The organism is Nitrobacter sp. 62-23 (genome assembly GCF_001897285.1).
GTDB lineage: Bacteria > Pseudomonadota > Alphaproteobacteria > Rhizobiales > Xanthobacteraceae > Nitrobacter.
In genome coordinates, this window is the sequence record NZ_MKSM01000126.1 from 19558 (window position 1) to 39475 (window position 19918).

Here is a 19918-nt window from a genome sequence, read left to right on the forward strand (position 1 = left end):
ACGTGGCATGGCTGACATCCTGACCAAGATCGAAGCCTACAAGCGCGAGGAAATCGCCGCCGCCAAGCGCGCGCACCCGCCCTCCGAGGTCATGGCAGCCGCCAAAGCAGCGTCGCCGCCGCGCGGCTTCGTGCAGGCCATCCGCGCAAAACACGCCCGCGGTGACCATGCCCTGATCGCCGAGATCAAGAAGGCCTCGCCTTCGAAAGGGCTGATCCGCGCCGACTTCGATCCGCCGGCGCTGGCGCGCGCCTACGAGGCCGGCGGCGCGGCCTGTCTGTCCGTCCTGACAGATACGCCCTCCTTTCAGGGCCGGCTCGATTTCATGACGGCCGCCCGCGCCGCGACGTCGCTGCCGGTGCTGCGCAAGGATTTCATGTTCGACACCTATCAGGTGGCGGAGGCCCGCGCGCACGGAGCCGACTGCATCCTGATCATCATGGCCGCGCTCGACGATGCGACGGCGACAGACATCGAGGCGGCGGCGCTCGATCTTGGCATGGACGTGCTGCTCGAGGTTCACGACCGCGCCGAACTCGATCGCGCGCTGAAACTCCGTTCGCCGATGATCGGCATCAACAACCGCAACCTGCGCACGTTCGAGACAACGCTCGCGACCAGCGAAGCGCTGGCGCCGCTCGTGCCGAAAGACCGCCTGCTGGTCGGCGAAAGCGGCATCTTCGCACAAGCCGACCTCGCGCGGCTCGAGCGGGTCGGCATCTCCACTTTCCTCGTCGGCGAAAGCCTGATGCGGCAGGCCGACGTCACCGCCGCGACGCGAACGCTGCTGGCGCGGGAGCGCGCGGGTTCCTTAAAGGAAGGGTAAAGGACGATATGGCCAGCAAGAAAGACGAACCCGCCCTCACCCACATCGACGCCAAAGGCGAAGCGCGGATGGTCGACGTCTCGGCCAAGCCCGCGACCGAACGCGTCGCCGTCGCCGAAGGCGTGGTGGTCATGACGAAAGCCACGCTGGCGCTGATCGAAAGCGGCAACGCCAAGAAAGGCGACGTGCTCGGCACCGCCCGCATCGCCGGCATCATGGCGGCCAAGCGAACCTCGGACCTGATCCCGCTGTGTCATCCGCTGGCGCTGTCGAAGGTCACGCTCGACATTGAGACCGACAAAAAAATTCCGGGCTGCCGGGTGCGGGCCAGCGTCAAGGTCTCCGGCCCGACCGGCGTGGAGATGGAAGCCTTGACCGCCGTCTCCGTCGCCTGTCTCACCATCTACGACATGATCAAGGCCGTCGAACGCGGGGTGCGGATCGAAGGCATTCACCTCGTCGAGAAGAAGGGCGGCAAGTCCGGCCACTACCTCGTGACGGAGGCTCCGTCAGTGAAATAGCGGCCGGTCATGCTCGGCCTGCGCAAGGCGGCGAGCCTCGTCCTCCTTGTCATAGACCAGCCAGATTTCCAGCGCCGCCAGGAACGCGACCACGACGCCGATGCCGATGCTGAAGTGCATGGCGCGGGTATGGGCGAAGCCCAGAACCCAGGGCGAGACGATCAGCCAGAGACCGAGCAGCAGGTTGGCCCATTCCTTCCACCGGGCGAACGCCAGCAGCGCCGCCACCGAGATCACGCCGATCGCCGCGGCGCTGGCCCAGATATCGAGGTCTGTCGTCGCTGTGGCCCGCGCGAGAAACCAGGGAGTCGCAAACAGGCCCAGGGCCAGCACGAGATTGTAGACGTCGAGGATCGATTCCCGTCGCCATTTTTTCCACTTCATGGATGCCTCCTTGTCTGCGCGCTCCAACCATTGCCCTCGCCCGAATCATCCCTCCCGATTTTCGGACAACCGACCCGGCCTCGGACGGTTCCGTCGTTCCCTCATTAAGGTTTGTCTACCCTTCATGGGCGTTTTGATCTCGAATCAGAAAATGTCGCCAACCCGATGATCTCGATAGGATTCGGGTTCGGGAGTTCATCAGACAGTTGAGCCCTTGCCGGTGAGGCGGCCCTCAGCAGGGCGAACCCGTTTGAACGGCCCGTCGCAATGTTCGGCGGACGTTGTCTGCGGATCGCAAGTTCTGTAGATGAGGTCCTACGCCGGCGAAGCGTGCTCGTTTCTTCGACGATCCAGCCGACCGGCGGCAGCCTCGCAAGGCGGACGCCAAATCTAAAAAACCCATCTGGCAATCTATGTTTGCCAGCAGTTCTTTGATTGCAACGTTCGCACAGCCTCCCGCCGATCCCGGAAATCGGACCGGTGGGACCCTGGGAGAAAATGGTCATGCCCTTGATGGCGGTTGCCGACGCCTTAGCGGCTGTTCTTGCCGGAGTCGAAGCGCTGCCGGAAGAAATGGTCGGTCTTGACGACGCCCATCGCCGGGTGCTGGCACGCGACCTTCCCTCGCGCCGCACCCAGCCACCGGTCGCGATGTCGGCGATGGACGGCTATGCGGTGCGCGCCGCCGATATCGCGACGATTCCGGCGCGGCTGCATGTGATCGGCGAGATCGCCGCGGGACGGCCTCTCGCGCGGGCGCTGCAGGCCGGCGAGGCTTTGAGGATTTTCACCGGCGGCGTGGTGCCGGACAGCGCCGATACCGTCGTGATCCAGGAAGACACCGAACGCGACGGCGAGCATGTCATCCTCAAGGAAGCCACCGCCGCCGGAAAGAACATCCGCGCCGCCGGCGTCGATTTTCGCGAGGGCGACGTGCTGCTGCGCGCCCATAGCTATCTCACCGACCGCCATCTCTCCTTGGCCGCAGGCATGAACTACCCGGACCTGCCGGTGCATCGCCGTCCGAAGGTCGCCGTGCTCGCCACCGGCGACGAACTGGTCCTGCCGGGCACAACGCCGGGCCCCGGACAGATCATCCTGTCCAACGGCTACGCGCTTCGCGCGCTCGCCCGCAGCGAAGGCGCCGAGGCGCTCGACCTCGGCGTCGTCGCCGACACCTTGGACGCAACGAGGACCGCCATCCGCCGCGCCCGCGACAGCGGCGCCGACATTCTCGTCACCACCGGCGGCGCGTCGGTCGGCGACCATGACTTCGTCAAGCGTGCGCTCGACGCCGAAGGCGTGGAGATCGCGTTCTGGCGGATCGCGCTGCGGCCCGGCAAGCCTATGATGCACGGGCGGCTCGGCCCGATGCGCGTGATCGGCCTGCCCGGCAATCCCGTCTCGTCCTATATCTGCGCGTTCCTGTTCATGGTGCCGTTGATCCGCGCACTGTCCGGGCGCGAGGACGTTGGCCATCGCGTTGAACGCGCTTTGCTCGGCAAGGACCTTGCCTCCAATCAGGCACGGCAGGATTACCTGCGCGCGCGCCTGGCGTACTCGGCCGAGGGGCTGCCGACCGCGACGCCGGTCGGCCACCAGGACAGTTCGCTGCTGGGCAATCTCGCCGCGGCGGAAGCGCTCGTGGTCCGCGCGCCGTTCGCACCCGCCGCCCGCAAGGGTGAGCCGTGCGACATCATCAAACTCGCGTTGTCGTAAAACCTCGCTCCGTTGACGCTAAATTAAACACTTGCGGAACACATATCGAACATATAGTGTTCGTTCATGATTTGTTTCGAGAACTCATGACATTGCGAGCCATCGTTATCGGAATCGGACGGCGGGCGCCATCAATCGGGGACTAAAGTCGGCATGCTCACGCGCAAACAGTACGAACTCCTGCGATTCATCAACGAACGGCTGAAGGAATCCGGCGTTCCGCCCTCGTTCGATGAAATGAAGGATGCACTCGATCTGCGCTCCAAGTCGGGCATCCATCGCCTGATTACGGCGCTGGAGGAGCGCGGCTTCATCCGCCGTCTGCCCAATCGTGCGCGCGCCATCGAGGTCATCAAGCTGCCGGAGCTTGCCGGCAGCGGCGGCGGCCGGCGCGGTTTTACGCCGAGCGTCATTGAAGGTAATCTCGGCAAGGTCCGGCGGCCCAGCGGCGGTAGCAGCGTCGATGATGCCGCAGAGCGCCCGGTCGCCATTCCGGTGATGGGACGCATCGCGGCCGGCACGCCGATCGAGGCGTTGCAGACCTGCAGCCATACCGTCAGCGTTCCGCCGGACATGCTCGGCAACGGCGAGCACTATGCGCTTGAGGTACGCGGCGACTCGATGGTCGAGGCCGGAATCCTCGACGGCGACCTGGCTCTGATCCGGCGCAACGAGACGGCGGAAACCGGTGACATCGTCGTTGCGCTGATCGACGAAGAGGAAGCGACGCTGAAGCGCTTCCGCCGCCGCGGGGCCTCGATCGCGCTTGAGCCCGCGAACACGGCTTACGAGGTCCGTATCCTTCCGCCGAACCGCGTGCAGATCCAGGGCAAGCTGATCGGCATCTACCGCAAGTACTGATCGCATCCTGATCAATCGTCCGGCTGGAGATCGTCGGCAGCGGGCGTGGCATCGATCGGACGCGCGGGCTCCGGTCGATCGCCGATCGACGTTGGCTTTTCATCGGCGGGGGCTGGCGACCATGGCCGGTCGACACGCTCGGGCCTGACCGCATCGACGACAAAGTGTTTTGTGCTGCCCGGGGCACGCCGCAGCGCCAAGGCACCTTCCCGGCGCAGCCGCTCCTGATCGACGACCTGCGCAAGACAACCCTCCGGAGCCTGCCATGCCGTCACCATCATTTCAGCCCGCCGGCAGTCGTCCTCCATCGCATCCGGCCGCCGCGCCAGCGCGACAATTCCGCCGTCGCTCGCCTTGACCACGCAGCCTGCCTCGTCGCAGGAAACACCCTCCGCGAGCGAAGGATCGGCGGGTCCGCGCTTGTCGGCCGTCCCCGCCCCGAACGGCGACATTGCGACCGTCGGCAGAGACCAGGATATCCGGCTGTGCCACGGCAAGCGACCATGCGGTCGCCAGTCCGATAATGGCCGCGCCGCTCCAGCGCAGCGGCGTCCTGAGCAGCCCGAGCAGAATGATGCCCGCGGTCGCCGCGATCAGCGGGCCCGTGCCGAACGCCGCCATGCGGCCGATGGCGCCGGGAAGCGCCGCGACCCATTGAGCCACGGCGATCATCCATTCGATGCCGAAATCCATCAACCGCCAGAACACGCCGTCAAAACCAAACGGCATGGCCGCAAGGCCGAGAAGCCCCGCCGGCATCACCAGCGCCGAGACCACGGGCATCGCGAGCAGGTTCGCGACCACGCCATAAGGCGTCACGCGATGAAAATGAAACGCGGCATACGGCGTGGTCGCAAGTCCGGCGACGAACGAGGCCAGCGCCAGCGTGACGATTTCCCGGCCGCCCCATAGCGCGGCCCGCGCGGTCGGCGAGTGATCGGGCGTCGCGAACAGTTTCGGCATCCCGACCTGGACCAGCGCCACCAGCCCGAGCGTTGCCGCGAACGACATCTGAAAGCTCGGATGCACCAGCGCCTGCGGCGCAATCGCAAGCACGATCATCGCCGCGACCGCCAGCGTGCGAAACGTGATGGCGCGCCGATCGACCATGACTGCGATCAGCACCACGGCCGTCATAAAGAACGAGCGCTGGGTCGCGACCTCGGCGCCCGACAGCAGCAGATAAAACGCCGCCGCCGCGAGCGCCGCGGCGGCCGACCATTTCTTGATCGGGAAGGTCGCCGTCAGCGCCGGGACCAACGCCAGCAGCGCGCGCACCGCGAAAAACACGACGCCGGCGACCACGGCCATGTGATAGCCGGAAATCGAGAGCACATGGCCGAGCCCCGAAATGAACATCGCATCGTTGACCGGCGTCGTGATGGCGTCGCGCCGCCCGGTCAGAAGCGCGGTGGCGATCGCCCGTGAATCGCCGTCGAGGACAAGGCGGATGCGGGCGTCGATGGCGTCGCGAAGCTCCTGCATCAGCGCGGCGTAACGCAAGGCAATCCCGCCGCCGTCCGGAGGATCCACGATCTTGATCGCACCCATGACGAAACCGGAGGCGCCGATGCCCTGGAAATACATGTCGCGCGCGAAATCGTAGCTCCCGGGCCGCACAGGCGTGAGCGGCGGCTGCAGCCGCGCTTTCAATTCCACGAAGCTGCCGACGGCCGGCGCGGTGCCCTTCCTGACCGACAGCCGCACGCGATCCAGTTTGACGTGCCGCCGGTAATCGTCCATCCGCACGACACGCAAAACAAATCTGTCGGTGCGCTCGCGCACCTCGCGGGTTTCGACGAAACCCTTGAGCATCGGCGAATATATCGACCGCTTCAGGACGACGTGCGCCATCCGCGCCGTATTCATCGTGGCGACGGCAAAACCCGCAGCCATTGCCGCGATCATGACGGCCACAGGAAACAGCCGATGCCGACGCAGCAACAGCGCGGCCAGACAGAGGAAGCCGGCAGTCGGGACGACGATCCAGGCTATCGGCTCATGATCGGCTGCAAAATAGATCGCGATGCCGGCGCCGAACGCCACCGGCACCCAGGGCAACAGCCGCCCCGGTCCGGCTTCGGCGCGCACCCAGTCTCGCAGCCGGGCCGCAAGCGCCGGCAAGGTGCCCGAAGAGACCTGCGAAGGACTGGCGGCGACAGCCTTCCGCGGCGGCCACGTTCCCGCGTACCCGCCTGTCCGATCCCGAGCCCTGCCCCGCTCCGGCATCCGGCCACCACCCTCCTCGCGCCCTCGCCGCAATGCTAGAATAGGATGAGTTGACGATGAAGTGTTTCAATGCGTCATGGCCGGGCTTGTCCCGGCCATCCACGTCTTTGAAACGGTTCACACTTCGAGACGTGGATGCCCGGCATAAAGCCAGTCATGACAACTCAATCAAACCTGATCACGATCTAGCGGAAGAGAGCACGCAAGGACCAGTGGAACGTATACGGAATACCGGCGAATTCACGATCCTGCGGCGGCGACCTTTGCCCAGGTGTCGCGCAGGCCGACCGCCCGGTTGAACACGAGACGGCCGGGCGATGAGTCCCGGTCGCGACAGAAATAGCCCTGCCGCTCGAACTGCACCGCGCCCTCCGCATTGTCACCGGCCAATGCCGGCTCGACCATGCAGCCGGAAAGAGTCTCCAGCGATTGCGGATTGAGTTCGGAGGCGAAGTTCGCGGCGTCAGGCTGTGCAGCCGCAAACAGATGACCGTAGAGCCTGATCTCGGCCGGCACCGCATCGGCCGCGCTTACCCAATGCATGGTGGCCTTCACCTTGCGGCCGTCGGGCGCGTTGCCACCCTTGGTCGCGGGATCGTAGGTGCAGCGGAGTTCGGCGACTTCGCCCGCCGCGTTCTTGATCACCTCGCGGCAGGTGATGAAATAAGCATAGCGCAGCCGCACTTCGCTGCCCGGCGACAGGCGGAAGAACTTCTTCGGCGGATTTTCCATGAAATCATCCCGCTCGATATAAAGCTCGCGCCCGAACTTGATCCGCCGTGTTCCCTGCGATGGATCGTCGGGATGATTGACCGCCTCGAGCTCCTCGCTGTCGCCTTCCGGATAATTCTCGATCACCACCTTGAGGGGACGCAAGACCGCCATGCGGCGCGGCGCGCTCCTGTTCAGCGTCTCGCGGACCGCGAACTCGAACATCCCGATGTCGACGGTGCTGTTGGCCTTGGCGACGCCGATCCGCTTGATGAACTCGCGCAGCGCCTCGGCCGGCACGCCGCGCCGTTGCAGGCCCGCAAGCGTCGGCATGCGCGGATCATCCCAGCCGGAGACGTGACCGCCGCGAACAAGTTCCGTCAGTACGCGCTTGGACAAAAGCGTATGCGTGACGTTGAGGCGGGCGAATTCGTACTGATGCGGCCGCGAGGGCACCGGAAGGTTGTCGAGGAACCAGTCATAGAGCGGACGGTGATCCTCGAACTCAAGCGTACAGATCGAATGCGTGATGTGCTCGATCGAGTCCGATTGCCCGTGCGCGAAATCGTAGCTCGGATAGATATTCCACGCCGTTCCCGTGCGCGGATGGGAGGCGTGCAGGATACGATAGAGCACCGGATCGCGCAGGTTGATGTTACCGGCTGCCATGTCGATCCTGGCGCGCAGAACCCGCGTGCCGTTGGGGAACTCTCCCGCCCGCATCCGCGCGAACAGATCGAGATTTTCATCAACCGGCCTGTCGCGGAACGGACTGTTCTTGCCCGGCTCGGTCAGCGTGCCGCGCGCCAGGCGAATTTCCTCCTGCGACTGGTCGTCGACATAGGCCTTGCCCGCGCGAATGAGGTGCTGCGCCCAGGCGTAGAGCTGCTCGAAATAGTCCGAGGCGTAATGCAAGCCATCGTCCCAGTCGAAGCCCAGCCAGCGCACATCACGCTGGATCGCGTCGATGTATTCCTGTTCTTCCCGGGTCGGATTGGTGTCGTCAAAGCGAAGGTTGCAGCGACCGCCGAACTCCTCGGCAATGCCGAAATTCAGGCAGATCGATTTGGCGTGCCCCAGATGCAGGTAGCCGTTCGGCTCCGGCGGAAACCGGGTGACGATGCTCTTGTGCTTTCCGGACGCGAGGTCGGCCGCCACGATATCACGTATGAAATCCCGGCCCGCGTCCACGGTCGATTCGTCGGTCATTGTGTGCCTTTCAAGCTGCGCTTATGTGCCAAATCCACGAACCGCCGCCAAGGGCCGAATGCCGCAGTTTGCAGGAACGGCGCGGCTCGCAGCCTTTCATGCGATTCCCGGGTGTGATAAAGGCCCGCCGATACTGTCTCCAACACGTCAGATCCGTGAAAATGACCGCACCCGTCGTCACCCGCTTCGCGCCATCGCCGACCGGCTTTCTGCACATCGGAGGCGCGCGGACCGCGCTGTTCAATTGGCTCTACGCGCGCAAGCATGGCGGCAAGATGCTGCTGCGGATCGAAGACACCGATCGCGCGCGCTCCACCACGGCTGCGATCGAAGCGATCCTCGATGGGCTCAAATGGCTGGGAATCACGTGGGACGACGATGTCGTGTACCAGTTTTCCCGCGCCGCGCGGCATCGCGCCATCGCCGAGCAACTGCTTGCCGAAGGCAAGGCCTACCGATGCTACGCAACGGCGGAGGAATTGGCCGGGATGCGGGAGAAGGCGCGCGCCGAGGGTCGCGCCAGGCTTTACGACGGCCGCTGGCGTGACCGCGATCCGTCGGAGGCTCCGCCGGACGTCAAGCCGACCATCCGCCTCAAGGCGCCCCTGACCGGCGAAACCGTGATCGAGGACCAGGTGCAGGGGCGTATCGTCTGGCAGAACGAGAACCTCGACGACCTCGTGCTGCTGCGGGGGGACAGCACTCCGACCTACATGCTCGCGGTCGTGGTCGACGATCACGACATGGGCGTGACGCACATCATCCGCGGCGACGATCACCTCATCAACGCCGCCCGCCAGAAGCAGATCTACGATACGCTCGGATGGGCTCTCCCGACGATGGCCCACATTCCCCTCATCCACGGCCCCGACGGATCGAAGCTCTCAAAGCGCCACGGCGCGCTGGGGGTAGATGCCTACCGCGCCATGGGCTACCTGCCGTCGGCGCTGCGCAACTATCTGGTGCGACTCGGCTGGAGCCATGGCGATCAGGAGATTTTCTCCACGCAGGAGATGATCGATGCATTCGACCTCTCCGCGATCGGGCGATCCGCGGCGCGCTTCGATTTTGTCAAACTCGAAAATCTCAACGGTCATTATATCCGCAATTGCGACGACCGCGTTCTCGTATCCCTGTTCGAGGACGCGCTCGATTACGCTCCCCACGGATCGGACATCAAATCAAAACTCAACGACATCACGCGCGACCAACTGCTGCGCGCGATGCCCGGACTCAAGGAACGCGCCAAAACCCTGATCGAACTGATCAACAGCGCCGGATTTATCTTCGCCGATCAGCCGCTGACTCTCGACGCCAAGGCCGCCGCATTGCTGACACCGGAGACGCGCGCGCTGATCGGCAGGATTCGCACCGCACTTGAATCGGTCGGCTCGTGGAGCGCGCAGACCACGGAAGCCGCGATGCGGGCCTTTGCGGAACAAAACAATCTGAAGCTCGGCGCCATTGCGCAACCGCTGCGCATCGCCCTGACGGGGCGAACGACATCGCCCGGCATATTCGACGTTCTGGCCGTGCTTGGAAAAGAGACGTGTCTGGCCCGGCTTGGTGATCAAAGCTCGCCGTAGCGCTGGTCGTCGGCTTTTTTCGCGATCTTGCGATGCACACTGCAATACGATACCCCTTTCGCGGCGCTTCTGGAATGGCCGACTAGTCCTTCTGTCTCATCGAGAGAACTGGGCGGCCCGCAACGATCTCATCGGGGGGCTTCGCGATGAACGCAACAAGCACAAAAAACGCAACGCTGACGGTCGACGACAAGACCTACGAGTTTCCCGTTTTGAGCGGCACGGTTGGACCTGATGTCGTCGATATCGGCAAACTCTACGCTCAGGCCGGCCTGTTCACTTATGATCCCGCCTTCACGTCCACTGCCAGTTGCCAGTCCAGGATCACCTATATCGACGGCGACGCGGGCATTCTCGAATATCGCGGTTATCCGATCGAGCAACTCGCAGAGAAGGGCGATTTCCTCGAGACCTGCTATCTGCTGCTCTACGGCGAACTGCCTACCCTCTCGCAGAAGCGCGACTTCGACCAGCGTGTCATTCACCACACGATGGTCCACGAGCAAATGACGCGATTTTTCCAGAGCTTTCGCCGCGACGCTCACCCCATGGCGGTCATGGTCGCAGCGGTCGGCGCGCTCGCCGCTTTCTATCACGACTCCACGGACATCAACGATCCCCAGCAGCGCGTGGTCGCATCGATGCGCATGATCGCGAAGATCCCGACGCTGGCTGCGATGGCCTACAAATACAACATCGGCCAGCCGTTCATGTATCCGAAGAATTCGCTGAGCTTCGCCGAGAATTTCCTCTACATGTGCTTCGCGGTGCCTTGCGAGGACTACAAAATCAATCCCGTTCTGGCGGGCGCGCTCGACAAGATTTTCATTCTGCACGCCGACCACGAACAGAATGCTTCGACATCGACGGTGCGAATCGCCGGTTCGTCGGGCGCGAACCCGTTCGCGTGCATCGCCGCCGGCATCGCCTGCCTGTGGGGACCGGCGCACGGAGGCGCCAACGAGGCGGCACTGGCGATGCTTTCCGAGATCGGGACGGTGGACAAGATTCCGGACTTCATCAACAGGGTGAAGGACAAGAACAGCGACGTCCGCCTGATGGGCTTCGGCCATCGCGTCTACAAGAATTATGATCCGCGCGCAAAGATCATGCAGAAGATGTGTCACGCGGTGCTCAACGAGACCGGCCACGGCGATGATCCGATGCTCAAGGTCGCCATCGAGCTTGAGAAGATCGCCCTGAACGATCAGTATTTCATCGATCGCAAGCTCTATCCGAACGTCGACTTTTATTCAGGCATAACGCTGAAAGCGATGGGCTTCCCGACCTCGATGTTTACCGTGCTGTTCGCCGTTGCGCGAACCGTCGGATGGATCAGTCAGTGGAGCGAGATGATCGAGGATCCGCAGCAGAAAATCGGCCGTCCGCGGCAGCTTTATACCGGCGCCACGCGTCGCGATTACGTCGACATCGGCGATCGTAAGTAGCGGGCGACGAACGAGATAAGCGAAACAGGGCGGAGCCTGATCCATTGCCGAATCCGACCCTGCGCTGGTGGGGCATAAGGCTATTGCACGACTAAAGGAGCCAGTGATGTCCCGGGAACCAACGCCAGACATCCTGTTTCGTAACCTCCGGCTGGGCGACGGCACCCCGTCCGCAATCGCCGTTTTCAATGGCCGCATCACGGCAATCGGAGCTGGCGCGGAGGCCACGCCGGCAACGCACGTGATTGATCTCGAAAACGCGCTGGTGCTGCCCGGTTTCGTGGAAGGTCACATTCATCTCGATACCAGTTTTTACGGCGATGTCTGGCAGCCGCATGTGCCCTGCACTGCCGGTTTCGACGTGCGCGAGCGCGTGGCAATTCAACACCGCAACATGGCCGTCGCTGCGCCGATGGACCAGCGAGCACGGAACCAGCTCGAATTGTGCATTACAAATGGCTCCACTGAGATGCGCAGCCATGTCATGGTCGATGCCAGCGTCGGCCTGAAATCGCTGGATACGATCGCCGCCGTGCGCGAGCAATATCGCGATCTCATCAATATTCAGCTCGTCGCCTTCCCGCAGAGCGGGATCCTGACCTGTCCGGGAACGATGGAGCTGCTCGACGCGGCGTTCGATCACGGCGCGGACGTGATCGGCGGCCTCGATCCGGCGGCGTTCGATCGCGATGTGAAGGGGCATCTCGACGTCGTTTTCAGGATTGCCGAAAAGCGCGGCGTACCCGTCGATTTTCATCTTCATGAACCCGACGTGATGGGTGTTTTCTCGATCGAGGAGATCGCTGCACGCACCCGCGCGCTCGGCATGCAGGGCAAGGTTGCGATCAGCCATGCCTACGGTCTCGGCGATGTCCCCACCGACACGGTCCGGCGCGTCGCCGACATTCTCGCCGGAGCGGGCGTCGCGATCATGACCAACGCACCCGGCGCCCGCGCCTTCCCGCCGGTTTTGGTGCTGCGCGAGGCTGGCGTTACGGTATTCTCCGGCAGCGACAACATCCGGGATAGCTGGTGGCCCTACGGCGACGGCGACATGCTCGGGCGCGCCATGATGATCGGGTACCGTTCCGGGTTTTTCACTGACGACGAGTTGGAAGCAGCGTTCGATATCGTGACAGCCAACGGCGCCGGAGCGCTTGGCATTACAGATTACGGCATTGAAATCGGCGCTCCCGCCAATTTCGTGGTGGTGAAGGCCGCACACATTCCCGAAGCGGTGGTCGCGGTGCCAAAACCACGCACAGTCTACCGCCACGGCAAGTGCATCGTGCGTGACGGCGTGTTGCAAAGGTAATTACAGCGTTACCGCCCTAACACCGCCAGCGCCACGTCAGCGGCTCGCGAACTCGGCTGTTGATTATCTGGCGCCATGATTGCGTCGAGCCTGGCAAAAGCCTCGATCTGACGACGCCGTAGCGGTGTGTCATCCAATACCTCACGCAGCCCCGCGGCAAGCGTAGCCGGCACGCAATCCTTCTGAAGAAACTCGGGGATGACGTTTTCACCGATCACGAGGTTCGCAAGAATGACAGAGGAAACGCGGATCACGCGTTGCGCGATCCAGGCCTCGACCGCGCCTGCCCTGTACGCGGCGATCATTGGAACGCCGGCAAGCGCCAGTTCCAGCGTGACCGTGCCTGATTTGGCGAGTGCGGCGCGAGCAATGCGGAAGGCGGCGCGTTTGTCATCCTCGCCGACCACGATCCGAGGCCGCAGCGACCAGCCCGCGACAGCCGTTGTTATCTCATCAACGAGGTGCGGCATCGTCGGCAAAATCACATCGATCTCGGGAATGCCCTGCTGCAAAATCCGGAGAGTCTCGCCGAAGACGGACATGTGATGGCGGATTTCACTGCGACGGCTTCCGGGCAAGACCAGAAGCGTCGGCGGTGACGCATCGCGCCGCCGGCGTTCCTGTGCGTCCGGCCGCAGTAGCCCGACCTGCTCGATCAGCGGATGCCCCACATAGGTGCAGGGCGGGCCTCCGAGCCTAAGATATTCGTCCGGCTCGAACGGCAGCAGCGCCAGCACGTGATCCACATAGCTTCGCATCGCCTTCGCCCGCCCGGGGCGCCAAGCCCACACCGTCGGCGAAACGTAGTCCACGATCGGCAAAGCGGGGTTGCGCGCGCGCACCCTCCGCGCAACGCGATGGGTGAAGTCCGGACTGTCGATGATGACGAGCATGTCGGGCGTGGCCGCGATCACGGCATCGGCGGTCTCACGAATCCGCCGCAGGATCATGGGAAGCTTTTTGACCACTGCGGCGAACCCCATGATCGAGAGTTCTTCAATCGGAAACAGCGACGTCAGGCCCTCGCGCGTCATCGTCTGACCGCCGACGCCCTCGAACCGCACGGAGTCGCCGAGCCGCTGCCGCAACGCTTTCATCAGGCTGGAGCCGAGGCGGTCGCCGGACTCCTCCGTCGCGATAAGGAAGATCTTTGGAGGAACGTTTGCGCCAAGCGGGTCAGGCATCACGCGTGCAACCGACGACGAATAAGCCAGACGCATCGGCCGCGTCGACCAGCGCCTGCGGTTCGGCCACGAGCGTGTCGCCGGCGACGACGGCGACGCCCGCAAGCCCGGCGGCCGCCGCGTTCACGATGGTGCGCGGGCCCAGCGTCGGCAGGTCGTAGCGCAGATCCTGCCCCGCCTTCGGCATCTTCACCAGAACGCCGCGCGTGGTTTTGGCACGGATGCGGCCTTCCGCGCGAAGCTGGGCAATCCGAGCCAGCAATGCGTCCGTTCCCTCAATGCCTTCGACGCCCACCACATGACCATCGATCACCACGACCGCCTGCCCGACATCAAAGGGACTCAACGCACGCAGCACTTCCCGGCCTTTCGCAATGTCGGCCTGCGCCGACTGGTCCGGCATTTTTCCGGTGAGGCATCCCACAGGCATCAGCAGATCCGGCGCGATATCCTTGATACCGACCATGCGAAAACCATCGCGCTCGAGAATACGTCCGATCCCCGACAGCAGATGATCGTCGCCGCCGCGAAACGCCGCCAGAACGTGAGCCAGCACCCGGACGGTGCCCCAGTCGAGGCGTATCTCGGACAGCGCAGGACGGACCAGCGTTCCGATGAAAACCAGATCGCGGCAGTTTTCGGCGCGCAGCAGACGTTCGGCGTTGCCGATCTGGCCGACCGCGATCCAGTGATGCCGGAACCGCGACACCTTCTCGGGATCGCACGCGCCCTTCAACGCGAAGAAAACCGGTTCGATGCCGCGCGTCAAAAGTGAATCCGCAACCGCGAACGGCAGCGCCCCGCCGCCGGCAATCAAGCCGATCGGCGAGGTGATATCCGGAACGCGATCAGTCATGGCTCGATCTTATGGCTCGCCCGGCGGCTTCCGCTATGCGGATCTGGTTACAGCATCCTGCGGCAAGCATAGAGGACGATGCTTGTCCTCGCCAATAAAGGTCAGGATCTCCGCGATGGCGGGATCGTCCGACGCTTGGGATTGAACGCGCTGGAGGCGGTCTGCAAACAGACCCGGTCCGTAGAACAGGTCCTGATAGAAGGATCTGACCCTGGCGAGGCGCTCGCGGGTGAACTTGCGGCGCTTCATGCCGACGACATTGAGGCCTTCAAGGTGCCCATGCTGGCCGTTGACGAAGCCATAAGGGATGACGTCGCCGCGAATGCCGGTGAGGCCGCCGATCATGGCTAGCCTGCCGATCCGCGCGAACTGATGCACCGCCGAGAGCCCGCCGATATAAACACAATCTCCGATCTTGCAGTGGCCGCCCAGCGTTGCCGAGTTGGCGAAGATGACGTCGTCGCCAACCTGGCAGTCGTGGCCGACATGGCTGTAACTCATGAAGAGCCCGCGCGCGCCGACGCGAGTCACGCCGGCATCCTTGGGGGTGCCGACGCTCATCGTTACGCTTTCGCGGATCGTGCAGCCCTCTCCGATCTCAAGGCGCGTCGGCTCGTTCCGATAGCCGAGATCCTGTGGCGCACCGCCTAGCGCGGCGAACGGATATATCGTGCAGTTCGCTCCGATGGTGGTGCGCCCCGTGACGGACACGTGCGAAATCAGACGACAGTTCGGGCCGAGAACGACATGAGGACCGACCGTGCAGAAGGGCCCGATCTCGGCTCCCTCCCCGATCACGGCGCCATCCTCGATTCGCGCGGCAGGATCGATCTTGCTCATCAGTCGGTCAGCATCGCGCCGACGTCGGCCTCGGCGACGGTCACGCCATTCACCTTCGCATCGCCGTGAAACCACCACATCGTTTTGCGCCGACCGATGCTGCGCATGTGATATTCGACGATATCGCCCGGCATGACGGGCTTGCGGAACTTGCACTTGTCGATAGTCAGGAAATAGACCGTGCGGGGCTTTTCAGTGCCCTCGACCGACATGATGCCAATGACACCAGCCGTCTGCGCCATTCCCTCGATCATCAGCACACCCGGATAGACCGGCCGTTCGGGGAAGTGACCCTGAAACGCAGGCTCATTGATCGTGACGTTCTTCACGCCGATACCGCTGTAGTCGGCGCGAATATTGATAACCCGGTCGATCAGCAGGAACGGATAGCGATGAGGAAGGGTTTTGAGGATAGTGGCGATGTCCACCTCCTCGAACTTGATCGGCGACTCCATTCCTCATGCACCTCGATCCTTCGGACCGGGCGCTGCCGGTCCGCCGCCGGGCGCCCCATCGCGCGCCAGCCGTTCCACCGCAAATATCTCGCGATACCACTGCCTGGTCGGCTTCGCGAAATATCCGCCCCAGCGGCCATTCGGCGGAATATCGTCCTTGACTCCGCTCATCGCGGTGACCTGCGCACCGTCGCCGATGTGGAGGTGGTTATTGATCCCGACCTTGGCGCCTAGCGCCACATTGTCGCCGATGGTCAGGCTGCCCGCCAGGCCGATCTGGGCCGCCAGCAGGCAGCGGCGGCCGATCATCACGTTGTGGCCGATCTGGACCTGATTGTCGATTTTCGTCCCTTCCCCGATAACCGTGTCGCGCAAACTGCCGCGGTCGATCGTCGTGCCGGCGCCGATCTCGACGTCATTCTGGATCACGACACGCCCGGTCTGCGGAACTTTGACATGCCCCTCGGAGCCGAAGAAAATGAAGCCGTAGCCGTCCTGCCCGATATGACAACCGGGATGGATGAGCACATTGTTGCCGATAAGGGCAGCCTGAATGGTCGTGCCCGCGCCGACATTGCAGTTCCGGCCGATCCGAACGCCAGGGCCGATCACCGCACCAGATCCGATCGCCGAACCGGTTCCGATTTCGGCTCCGGGGCCGATCACAGCCAGCGGGTCGACGATGATCGCGTCTTCAAGATGCGCGGACGGATGAATGACGGCTGACCTAGCGATCGTATCATTGTCGAACCAGGATTTTGGCCGCAGCGTATCGGCGTGAAATTCACGCGCAATTTTCACGAACGCTCGAAAAGGCGCCGTTGATCGCAGAACAGCCACGTGGGCCGGGACGTCGGCCTCGAATCGGGAATTGACGAGGCAGGCACCCGCTTTCGTTGCCGCCAGTTGCGCGGCATATTTGTGGTTGTCGAAAAACGTCAGATGCATTGGCCCGGCCTGGTCAAGCGACGCAAGGCCGGTGATTCGTTGGCTACCACGGGACGCATCGATCAACTGCGCCCCCGTCGACGCAGCGATCTCCGCCAGCGTCGATGATGGCGGCGGCTTAAAGAATACCGGTTGCGTCATTCCAGCCGTCGCGGTGCGCGCCGTGATCACGTTCAGAACGTCGTGCCGCCGCCAAACCTGAACTCCTGCACACGGTCGTACTTGCCCTTTGTGATCGGCACGGCGTAGTCGAAGCGAAGCGGGCCAAACGGCGATTGCCAGATCAGGCCGACACCGGCCGAAGTCCGGATCACGTTGGTGTCGTCGTATTGCAGGCCAGCGCAGGTGCCAGGACTGCCGCTCGACGTGCTCGGGATACAGCCCGGCGCGTTGAATTCATTGGTCAGCGCGTAAGAGGTCGGCCCCTTGTAGTCCCAGAGCGAGCCGGCATCCGCATAGACCGCCCCTTTCAGGCCCACTTCCTTCGGAAGGAACCAGAACGGCATCTGCAACTCAACCGAGGCTCCCCAGTATTTGGTGCCGCCCAAAGCATCCATCGTGCTCAGATAGTTGATATCACGTGGACCGATGCCGTTCGGCGCGAAGCCACGAACCAGATTGGGACCCATCTGGAAATTATCCAGCATGCGAATTCCGTTCTGCCCGGCGTAAGAGCCGACGTTGTTCAGAATACCGCCCTGCAGATGGATCAAACCGACGATGTCCGAGACCAACGGCTGGTAGTACTTCGCATCGATCGCACTCTTCAAATATTTGACGTCGCCGCCGACACCGGCAAAGTCCTGCCTGAAGTCGATCAGCAGACCTTCGGTCGGGTTCTTGTTGTTGTCGAGGGTATTGTAGGTCAGCGTGTAGCCCAACATCGAGGTCAGCGTGCGACCGCGCTCCAGTTCCTGGCGAATCGGCAGCGAGGCTTCGCCGTCGGAGTAACAGCCGAGGCTCGAGCCATTCCAGGTGCCGTTGGCGTTCATGAAGGCTGGCGACGGGTTGTAGTTCGGGTCGCCGATGTTGTTATTACAATTCCGCAAGGCATCCGGCAGCCCGATTTCCTGCTGGAAGATCGAATAACGCAATTGTAGGGTCAAATCTTCCCGCAGGCCAAATCCAAGCCGCGGGCTGAATCCCAGCGTTTTGATGTTATACGACATGTATTGGTTCGCGAGTTGCTCGCGCTGGTAGAGATCAAGCCCGAGCGCGACGCGATAGCCCAGCAGGTAGGGTTCGACGAACGACAGCGAATATCCCCTCGCCCACTGCCCATACTGGACCGAAGCCTTCGCAAACAGACCGCGGCCGAGCAGATTGCGTTCGGAAACGCTGACCTCCGCAAGTGCGCCCTGGGTCGTGGAATAGCCGCCGGACACCGAGAAGTCGCCGGTCGACTTATCCTCGACGTTGACATCGAGAATCACGCGATCGCTGGACGATCCAGGCTCGGTCGTAATCTTGACCGTCTTGAAGAAATCGAGATTCTTCAGGCGGCGCTCGGCGCGATCCACCAGTGACCGGTTGTAGGCGTCGCCTTCCGAGATATCGAACTCGCGCCGGATCACGTAGTCCCGCGTGCGCGTATTGCCCCGGATATTGATGCGCTCAATATAGGTTCTAGGACCCTCGTCGATCGCGAATACGATCGAGACGGTATGGGCGTCGAAGTTGCGGTCGCCTCGTGGGCGCACCACGGCGAAGGCATATCCGCGTCGCGACGCTTCAACCTGCATCTCCTCGACGGACTTCTCGAGCGCTTCGGCGTTATAGAGCGCCCCGACATGGACTCGCGAAAAGCTGCGCAGCGAATTTCCGTCAAGCGTCGGAATCGACGATTCGAACGCCACCGACCCGACGCGGTACTGCTGGCCCTCGTCGATCTTGAAAGTCACGAGGAATCCGTGGCGCTCAGGATCGTATTCCGTCACGGCCGCGACGATCTGAGCATCGGCAAAGCCGTGCTTCAGATAAAAGCGGCGCAGCAGGTCGCGATCGGCCTCGACGCGGTCTGGATCATAAACATCCCCGCCGGCGAGAAAGCTGAGAAAGTTCGATTCATGCGTCTTGATCACGTCCTTCAGGCGATAGGACGAAAAAGCATGATTGCCGATGAATTCGACCGACTTGATGCCGGTCTTGCCACCCTCGTTGATCGAAAAGATCAGATCGACGCGATTGTTCGGCTGCTCGACGATCTCGGGAGTGACGCGCACGTCATAGCGGCCGGAGTGGCGATAGATTTCGACGATTCGCTGAACGTCGGACTGGACCATCGGCCGGGAAAACGTACCGCGCGGCTTGGACTGGATCTCCGCCGTGAGCTGGTCGTCCTTGACCTTCTTGTTACCCTCGAAAGCGATCCGGTTGATGACCGGATTTTCGACGACCGAAACCACCAGCCGTCCCCCGACGCGATTGATCCTGACGTCCTGGAACAGGCCGGTCTCGATCAGTGCCTTCAACCCATCGTCGATACTTGCCTGATCAAGACGCCCGCTGGCGTCCGGCTTGAAATACGAACGAATCGTCTCCAGTTCGACCCGCCGGTTCCCCTCGACCGAAATCGACGACAGGGTCTGGGCCGCCGCGGGCGACGACACGAGCGGGACAGCCACGACAGCAGCGACCGGTACGGCCACAACCATCAGGGCGGCGAGTAGTGTCCCCCGTAACACTCGCATTCCAACATTCATGCGCAATGCGCCCTTATCAATTCTGATACCGACCCGTTCCCCTCAGGTGCGGCAGATTCCCATTCGCGTTGCTTGTAGCCAATTTTTCCGTAGCGGAAAACGGCCTTTCGCAGTGCAATTCCAA

General features: G+C 62.9%; 15 protein-coding genes and 1 pseudogene. 7 read left to right on the top strand and 9 right to left on the bottom strand.

Translation table 11 applies throughout. The features are described from left to right. Positions 1-7 precede the first annotated feature (7 nt). Together trpC and moaC are read left to right on the top strand one after the other, a co-directional pair. Complete coding sequence (trpC, locus tag BGO16_RS14600; RefSeq protein WP_292619562.1) at positions 8-826, top strand: indole-3-glycerol phosphate synthase TrpC; 819 nt, start codon at positions 8-10, stop codon at positions 824-826. Between the two features lie 8 nt (positions 827-834). Further along, on the top strand, positions 835-1347 hold the full coding sequence (moaC, locus tag BGO16_RS14605) for a cyclic pyranopterin monophosphate synthase MoaC (protein WP_292619564.1): 513 nt from the start codon (positions 835-837) through the stop codon (positions 1345-1347). Here the strand turns inward: moaC and BGO16_RS14610 are convergent. Beyond that, complete coding sequence (locus BGO16_RS14610; protein WP_292619566.1) at positions 1336-1731, bottom strand: SPW repeat protein; 396 nt, start codon at positions 1729-1731, stop codon at positions 1336-1338. The genes moaC and BGO16_RS14610 overlap by 12 nt on opposite strands. A 504-nt stretch (positions 1732-2235) precedes the next feature. Here BGO16_RS14610 and glp point away from each other — a divergent pair. After that, the gene (gene glp, locus BGO16_RS14615; RefSeq protein WP_292619568.1) at positions 2236-3450 is read left to right on the top strand and encodes a gephyrin-like molybdotransferase Glp; all 1215 of its coding nucleotides are present in this window, start codon (positions 2236-2238) and stop codon (positions 3448-3450) included. Between the two features lie 153 nt (positions 3451-3603). Continuing rightward, complete coding sequence (gene lexA / locus BGO16_RS14620) at positions 3604-4311, top strand: transcriptional repressor LexA (RefSeq protein WP_292619570.1); 708 nt, start codon at positions 3604-3606, stop codon at positions 4309-4311. A gap of 11 nt (positions 4312-4322) precedes the next feature. Here the strand turns inward: lexA and BGO16_RS14625 are convergent. Together BGO16_RS14625 and BGO16_RS14630 are read right to left on the bottom strand one after the other, a co-directional pair. Further along, positions 4323-6540 (bottom strand): annotated as a pseudogene (locus BGO16_RS14625) (ComEC/Rec2 family competence protein). A 240-nt stretch (positions 6541-6780) separates the two neighbouring features. Continuing rightward, complete coding sequence (locus tag BGO16_RS14630) at positions 6781-8460, bottom strand: glutamine--tRNA ligase/YqeY domain fusion protein (RefSeq protein ID WP_292619571.1); 1680 nt, start codon at positions 8458-8460, stop codon at positions 6781-6783. A 161-nt stretch (positions 8461-8621) separates the two neighbouring features. Between BGO16_RS14630 and gltX the strand changes: the two genes are divergently transcribed. The 3 genes from gltX (at position 8622) to BGO16_RS14645 (ending at position 12809) form a co-directional block, all read left to right on the top strand. Further along, positions 8622-10046 carry a glutamate--tRNA ligase gene (gene gltX, locus BGO16_RS14635; protein ID WP_292619573.1) on the top strand — a complete coding sequence of 475 codons (1425 nt, stop codon included), beginning with the start codon at positions 8622-8624 and terminating at the stop codon, positions 10044-10046. A gap of 146 nt (positions 10047-10192) precedes the next feature. Beyond that, positions 10193-11494 carry a citrate synthase gene (gltA, locus tag BGO16_RS14640; protein WP_292619575.1) on the top strand — a complete coding sequence of 434 codons (1302 nt, stop codon included), beginning with the start codon at positions 10193-10195 and terminating at the stop codon, positions 11492-11494. A 106-nt stretch (positions 11495-11600) separates the two neighbouring features. Continuing rightward, positions 11601-12809: an amidohydrolase family protein gene (locus BGO16_RS14645; RefSeq protein WP_292619577.1), complete on the top strand. Its 1209-nt coding sequence runs from the start codon at positions 11601-11603 to the stop codon at positions 12807-12809. Between the two features lie 8 nt (positions 12810-12817). Here the strand turns inward: BGO16_RS14645 and lpxB are convergent, their stop codons facing one another. Genes lpxB through bamA form a run of 6 tightly spaced genes read right to left on the bottom strand, consistent with a single transcriptional unit; the run spans position 12818 to position 19794 of the window. Beyond that, positions 12818-13993, bottom strand: coding sequence for a lipid-A-disaccharide synthase (gene lpxB / locus BGO16_RS14650; protein ID WP_292619579.1), 1176 nt, complete (start codon positions 13991-13993; stop codon positions 12818-12820). Then, complete coding sequence (gene lpxI / locus BGO16_RS14655; RefSeq protein WP_292619581.1) at positions 13986-14849, bottom strand: UDP-2,3-diacylglucosamine diphosphatase LpxI; 864 nt, start codon at positions 14847-14849, stop codon at positions 13986-13988. The genes lpxB and lpxI overlap by 8 nt, the downstream gene beginning before the upstream one ends. Positions 14850-14882: 33 nt before the next feature. After that, positions 14883-15689, bottom strand: a complete 807-nt coding sequence (gene lpxA, locus BGO16_RS14660; protein WP_292619583.1) for an acyl-ACP--UDP-N-acetylglucosamine O-acyltransferase — start codon at positions 15687-15689, stop codon at positions 14883-14885. Next, a complete protein-coding gene (gene fabZ / locus BGO16_RS14665) occupies positions 15689-16144 on the bottom strand; it encodes a 3-hydroxyacyl-ACP dehydratase FabZ (protein WP_292619584.1) in 456 nt (151 codons plus the stop codon). Before fabZ ends, lpxA begins: the two co-directional genes overlap by 1 nt. Positions 16145-16147: 3 nt before the next feature. Next, positions 16148-17233 carry a UDP-3-O-(3-hydroxymyristoyl)glucosamine N-acyltransferase gene (lpxD, locus tag BGO16_RS14670; protein ID WP_292619601.1) on the bottom strand — a complete coding sequence of 362 codons (1086 nt, stop codon included), beginning with the start codon at positions 17231-17233 and terminating at the stop codon, positions 16148-16150. 32 nt (positions 17234-17265) lie between these two features. Beyond that, positions 17266-19794 carry an outer membrane protein assembly factor BamA gene (gene bamA / locus BGO16_RS14675; protein ID WP_292619585.1) on the bottom strand — a complete coding sequence of 843 codons (2529 nt, stop codon included), beginning with the start codon at positions 19792-19794 and terminating at the stop codon, positions 17266-17268. Positions 19795-19918: the final 124 nt, after the last annotated feature.

Coding starts and splice junctions, on each gene's coding strand:
- trpC (WP_292619562.1), top strand. CDS start 8: ATGGCTGACATCCTGACCAAGATCGAAGCCTACAAGCGCGAGGAAATC.
- moaC (WP_292619564.1), top strand. CDS start 835: ATGGCCAGCAAGAAAGACGAACCCGCCCTCACCCACATCGACGCCAAA.
- BGO16_RS14610 (WP_292619566.1), bottom strand. CDS start 1,731: ATGAAGTGGAAAAAATGGCGACGGGAATCGATCCTCGACGTCTACAAT.
- glp (WP_292619568.1), top strand. CDS start 2,236: ATGCCCTTGATGGCGGTTGCCGACGCCTTAGCGGCTGTTCTTGCCGGA.
- lexA (WP_292619570.1), top strand. CDS start 3,604: ATGCTCACGCGCAAACAGTACGAACTCCTGCGATTCATCAACGAACGG.
- BGO16_RS14630 (WP_292619571.1), bottom strand. CDS start 8,460: ATGACCGACGAATCGACCGTGGACGCGGGCCGGGATTTCATACGTGAT.
- gltX (WP_292619573.1), top strand. CDS start 8,622: ATGACCGCACCCGTCGTCACCCGCTTCGCGCCATCGCCGACCGGCTTT.
- gltA (WP_292619575.1), top strand. CDS start 10,193: ATGAACGCAACAAGCACAAAAAACGCAACGCTGACGGTCGACGACAAG.
- BGO16_RS14645 (WP_292619577.1), top strand. CDS start 11,601: ATGTCCCGGGAACCAACGCCAGACATCCTGTTTCGTAACCTCCGGCTG.
- lpxB (WP_292619579.1), bottom strand. CDS start 13,993: ATGCCTGACCCGCTTGGCGCAAACGTTCCTCCAAAGATCTTCCTTATC.
- lpxI (WP_292619581.1), bottom strand. CDS start 14,849: ATGACTGATCGCGTTCCGGATATCACCTCGCCGATCGGCTTGATTGCC.
- lpxA (WP_292619583.1), bottom strand. CDS start 15,689: ATGAGCAAGATCGATCCTGCCGCGCGAATCGAGGATGGCGCCGTGATC.
- fabZ (WP_292619584.1), bottom strand. CDS start 16,144: ATGGAGTCGCCGATCAAGTTCGAGGAGGTGGACATCGCCACTATCCTC.
- lpxD (WP_292619601.1), bottom strand. CDS start 17,233: ATGACGCAACCGGTATTCTTTAAGCCGCCGCCATCATCGACGCTGGCG.
- bamA (WP_292619585.1), bottom strand. CDS start 19,794: ATGAATGTTGGAATGCGAGTGTTACGGGGGACACTACTCGCCGCCCTG.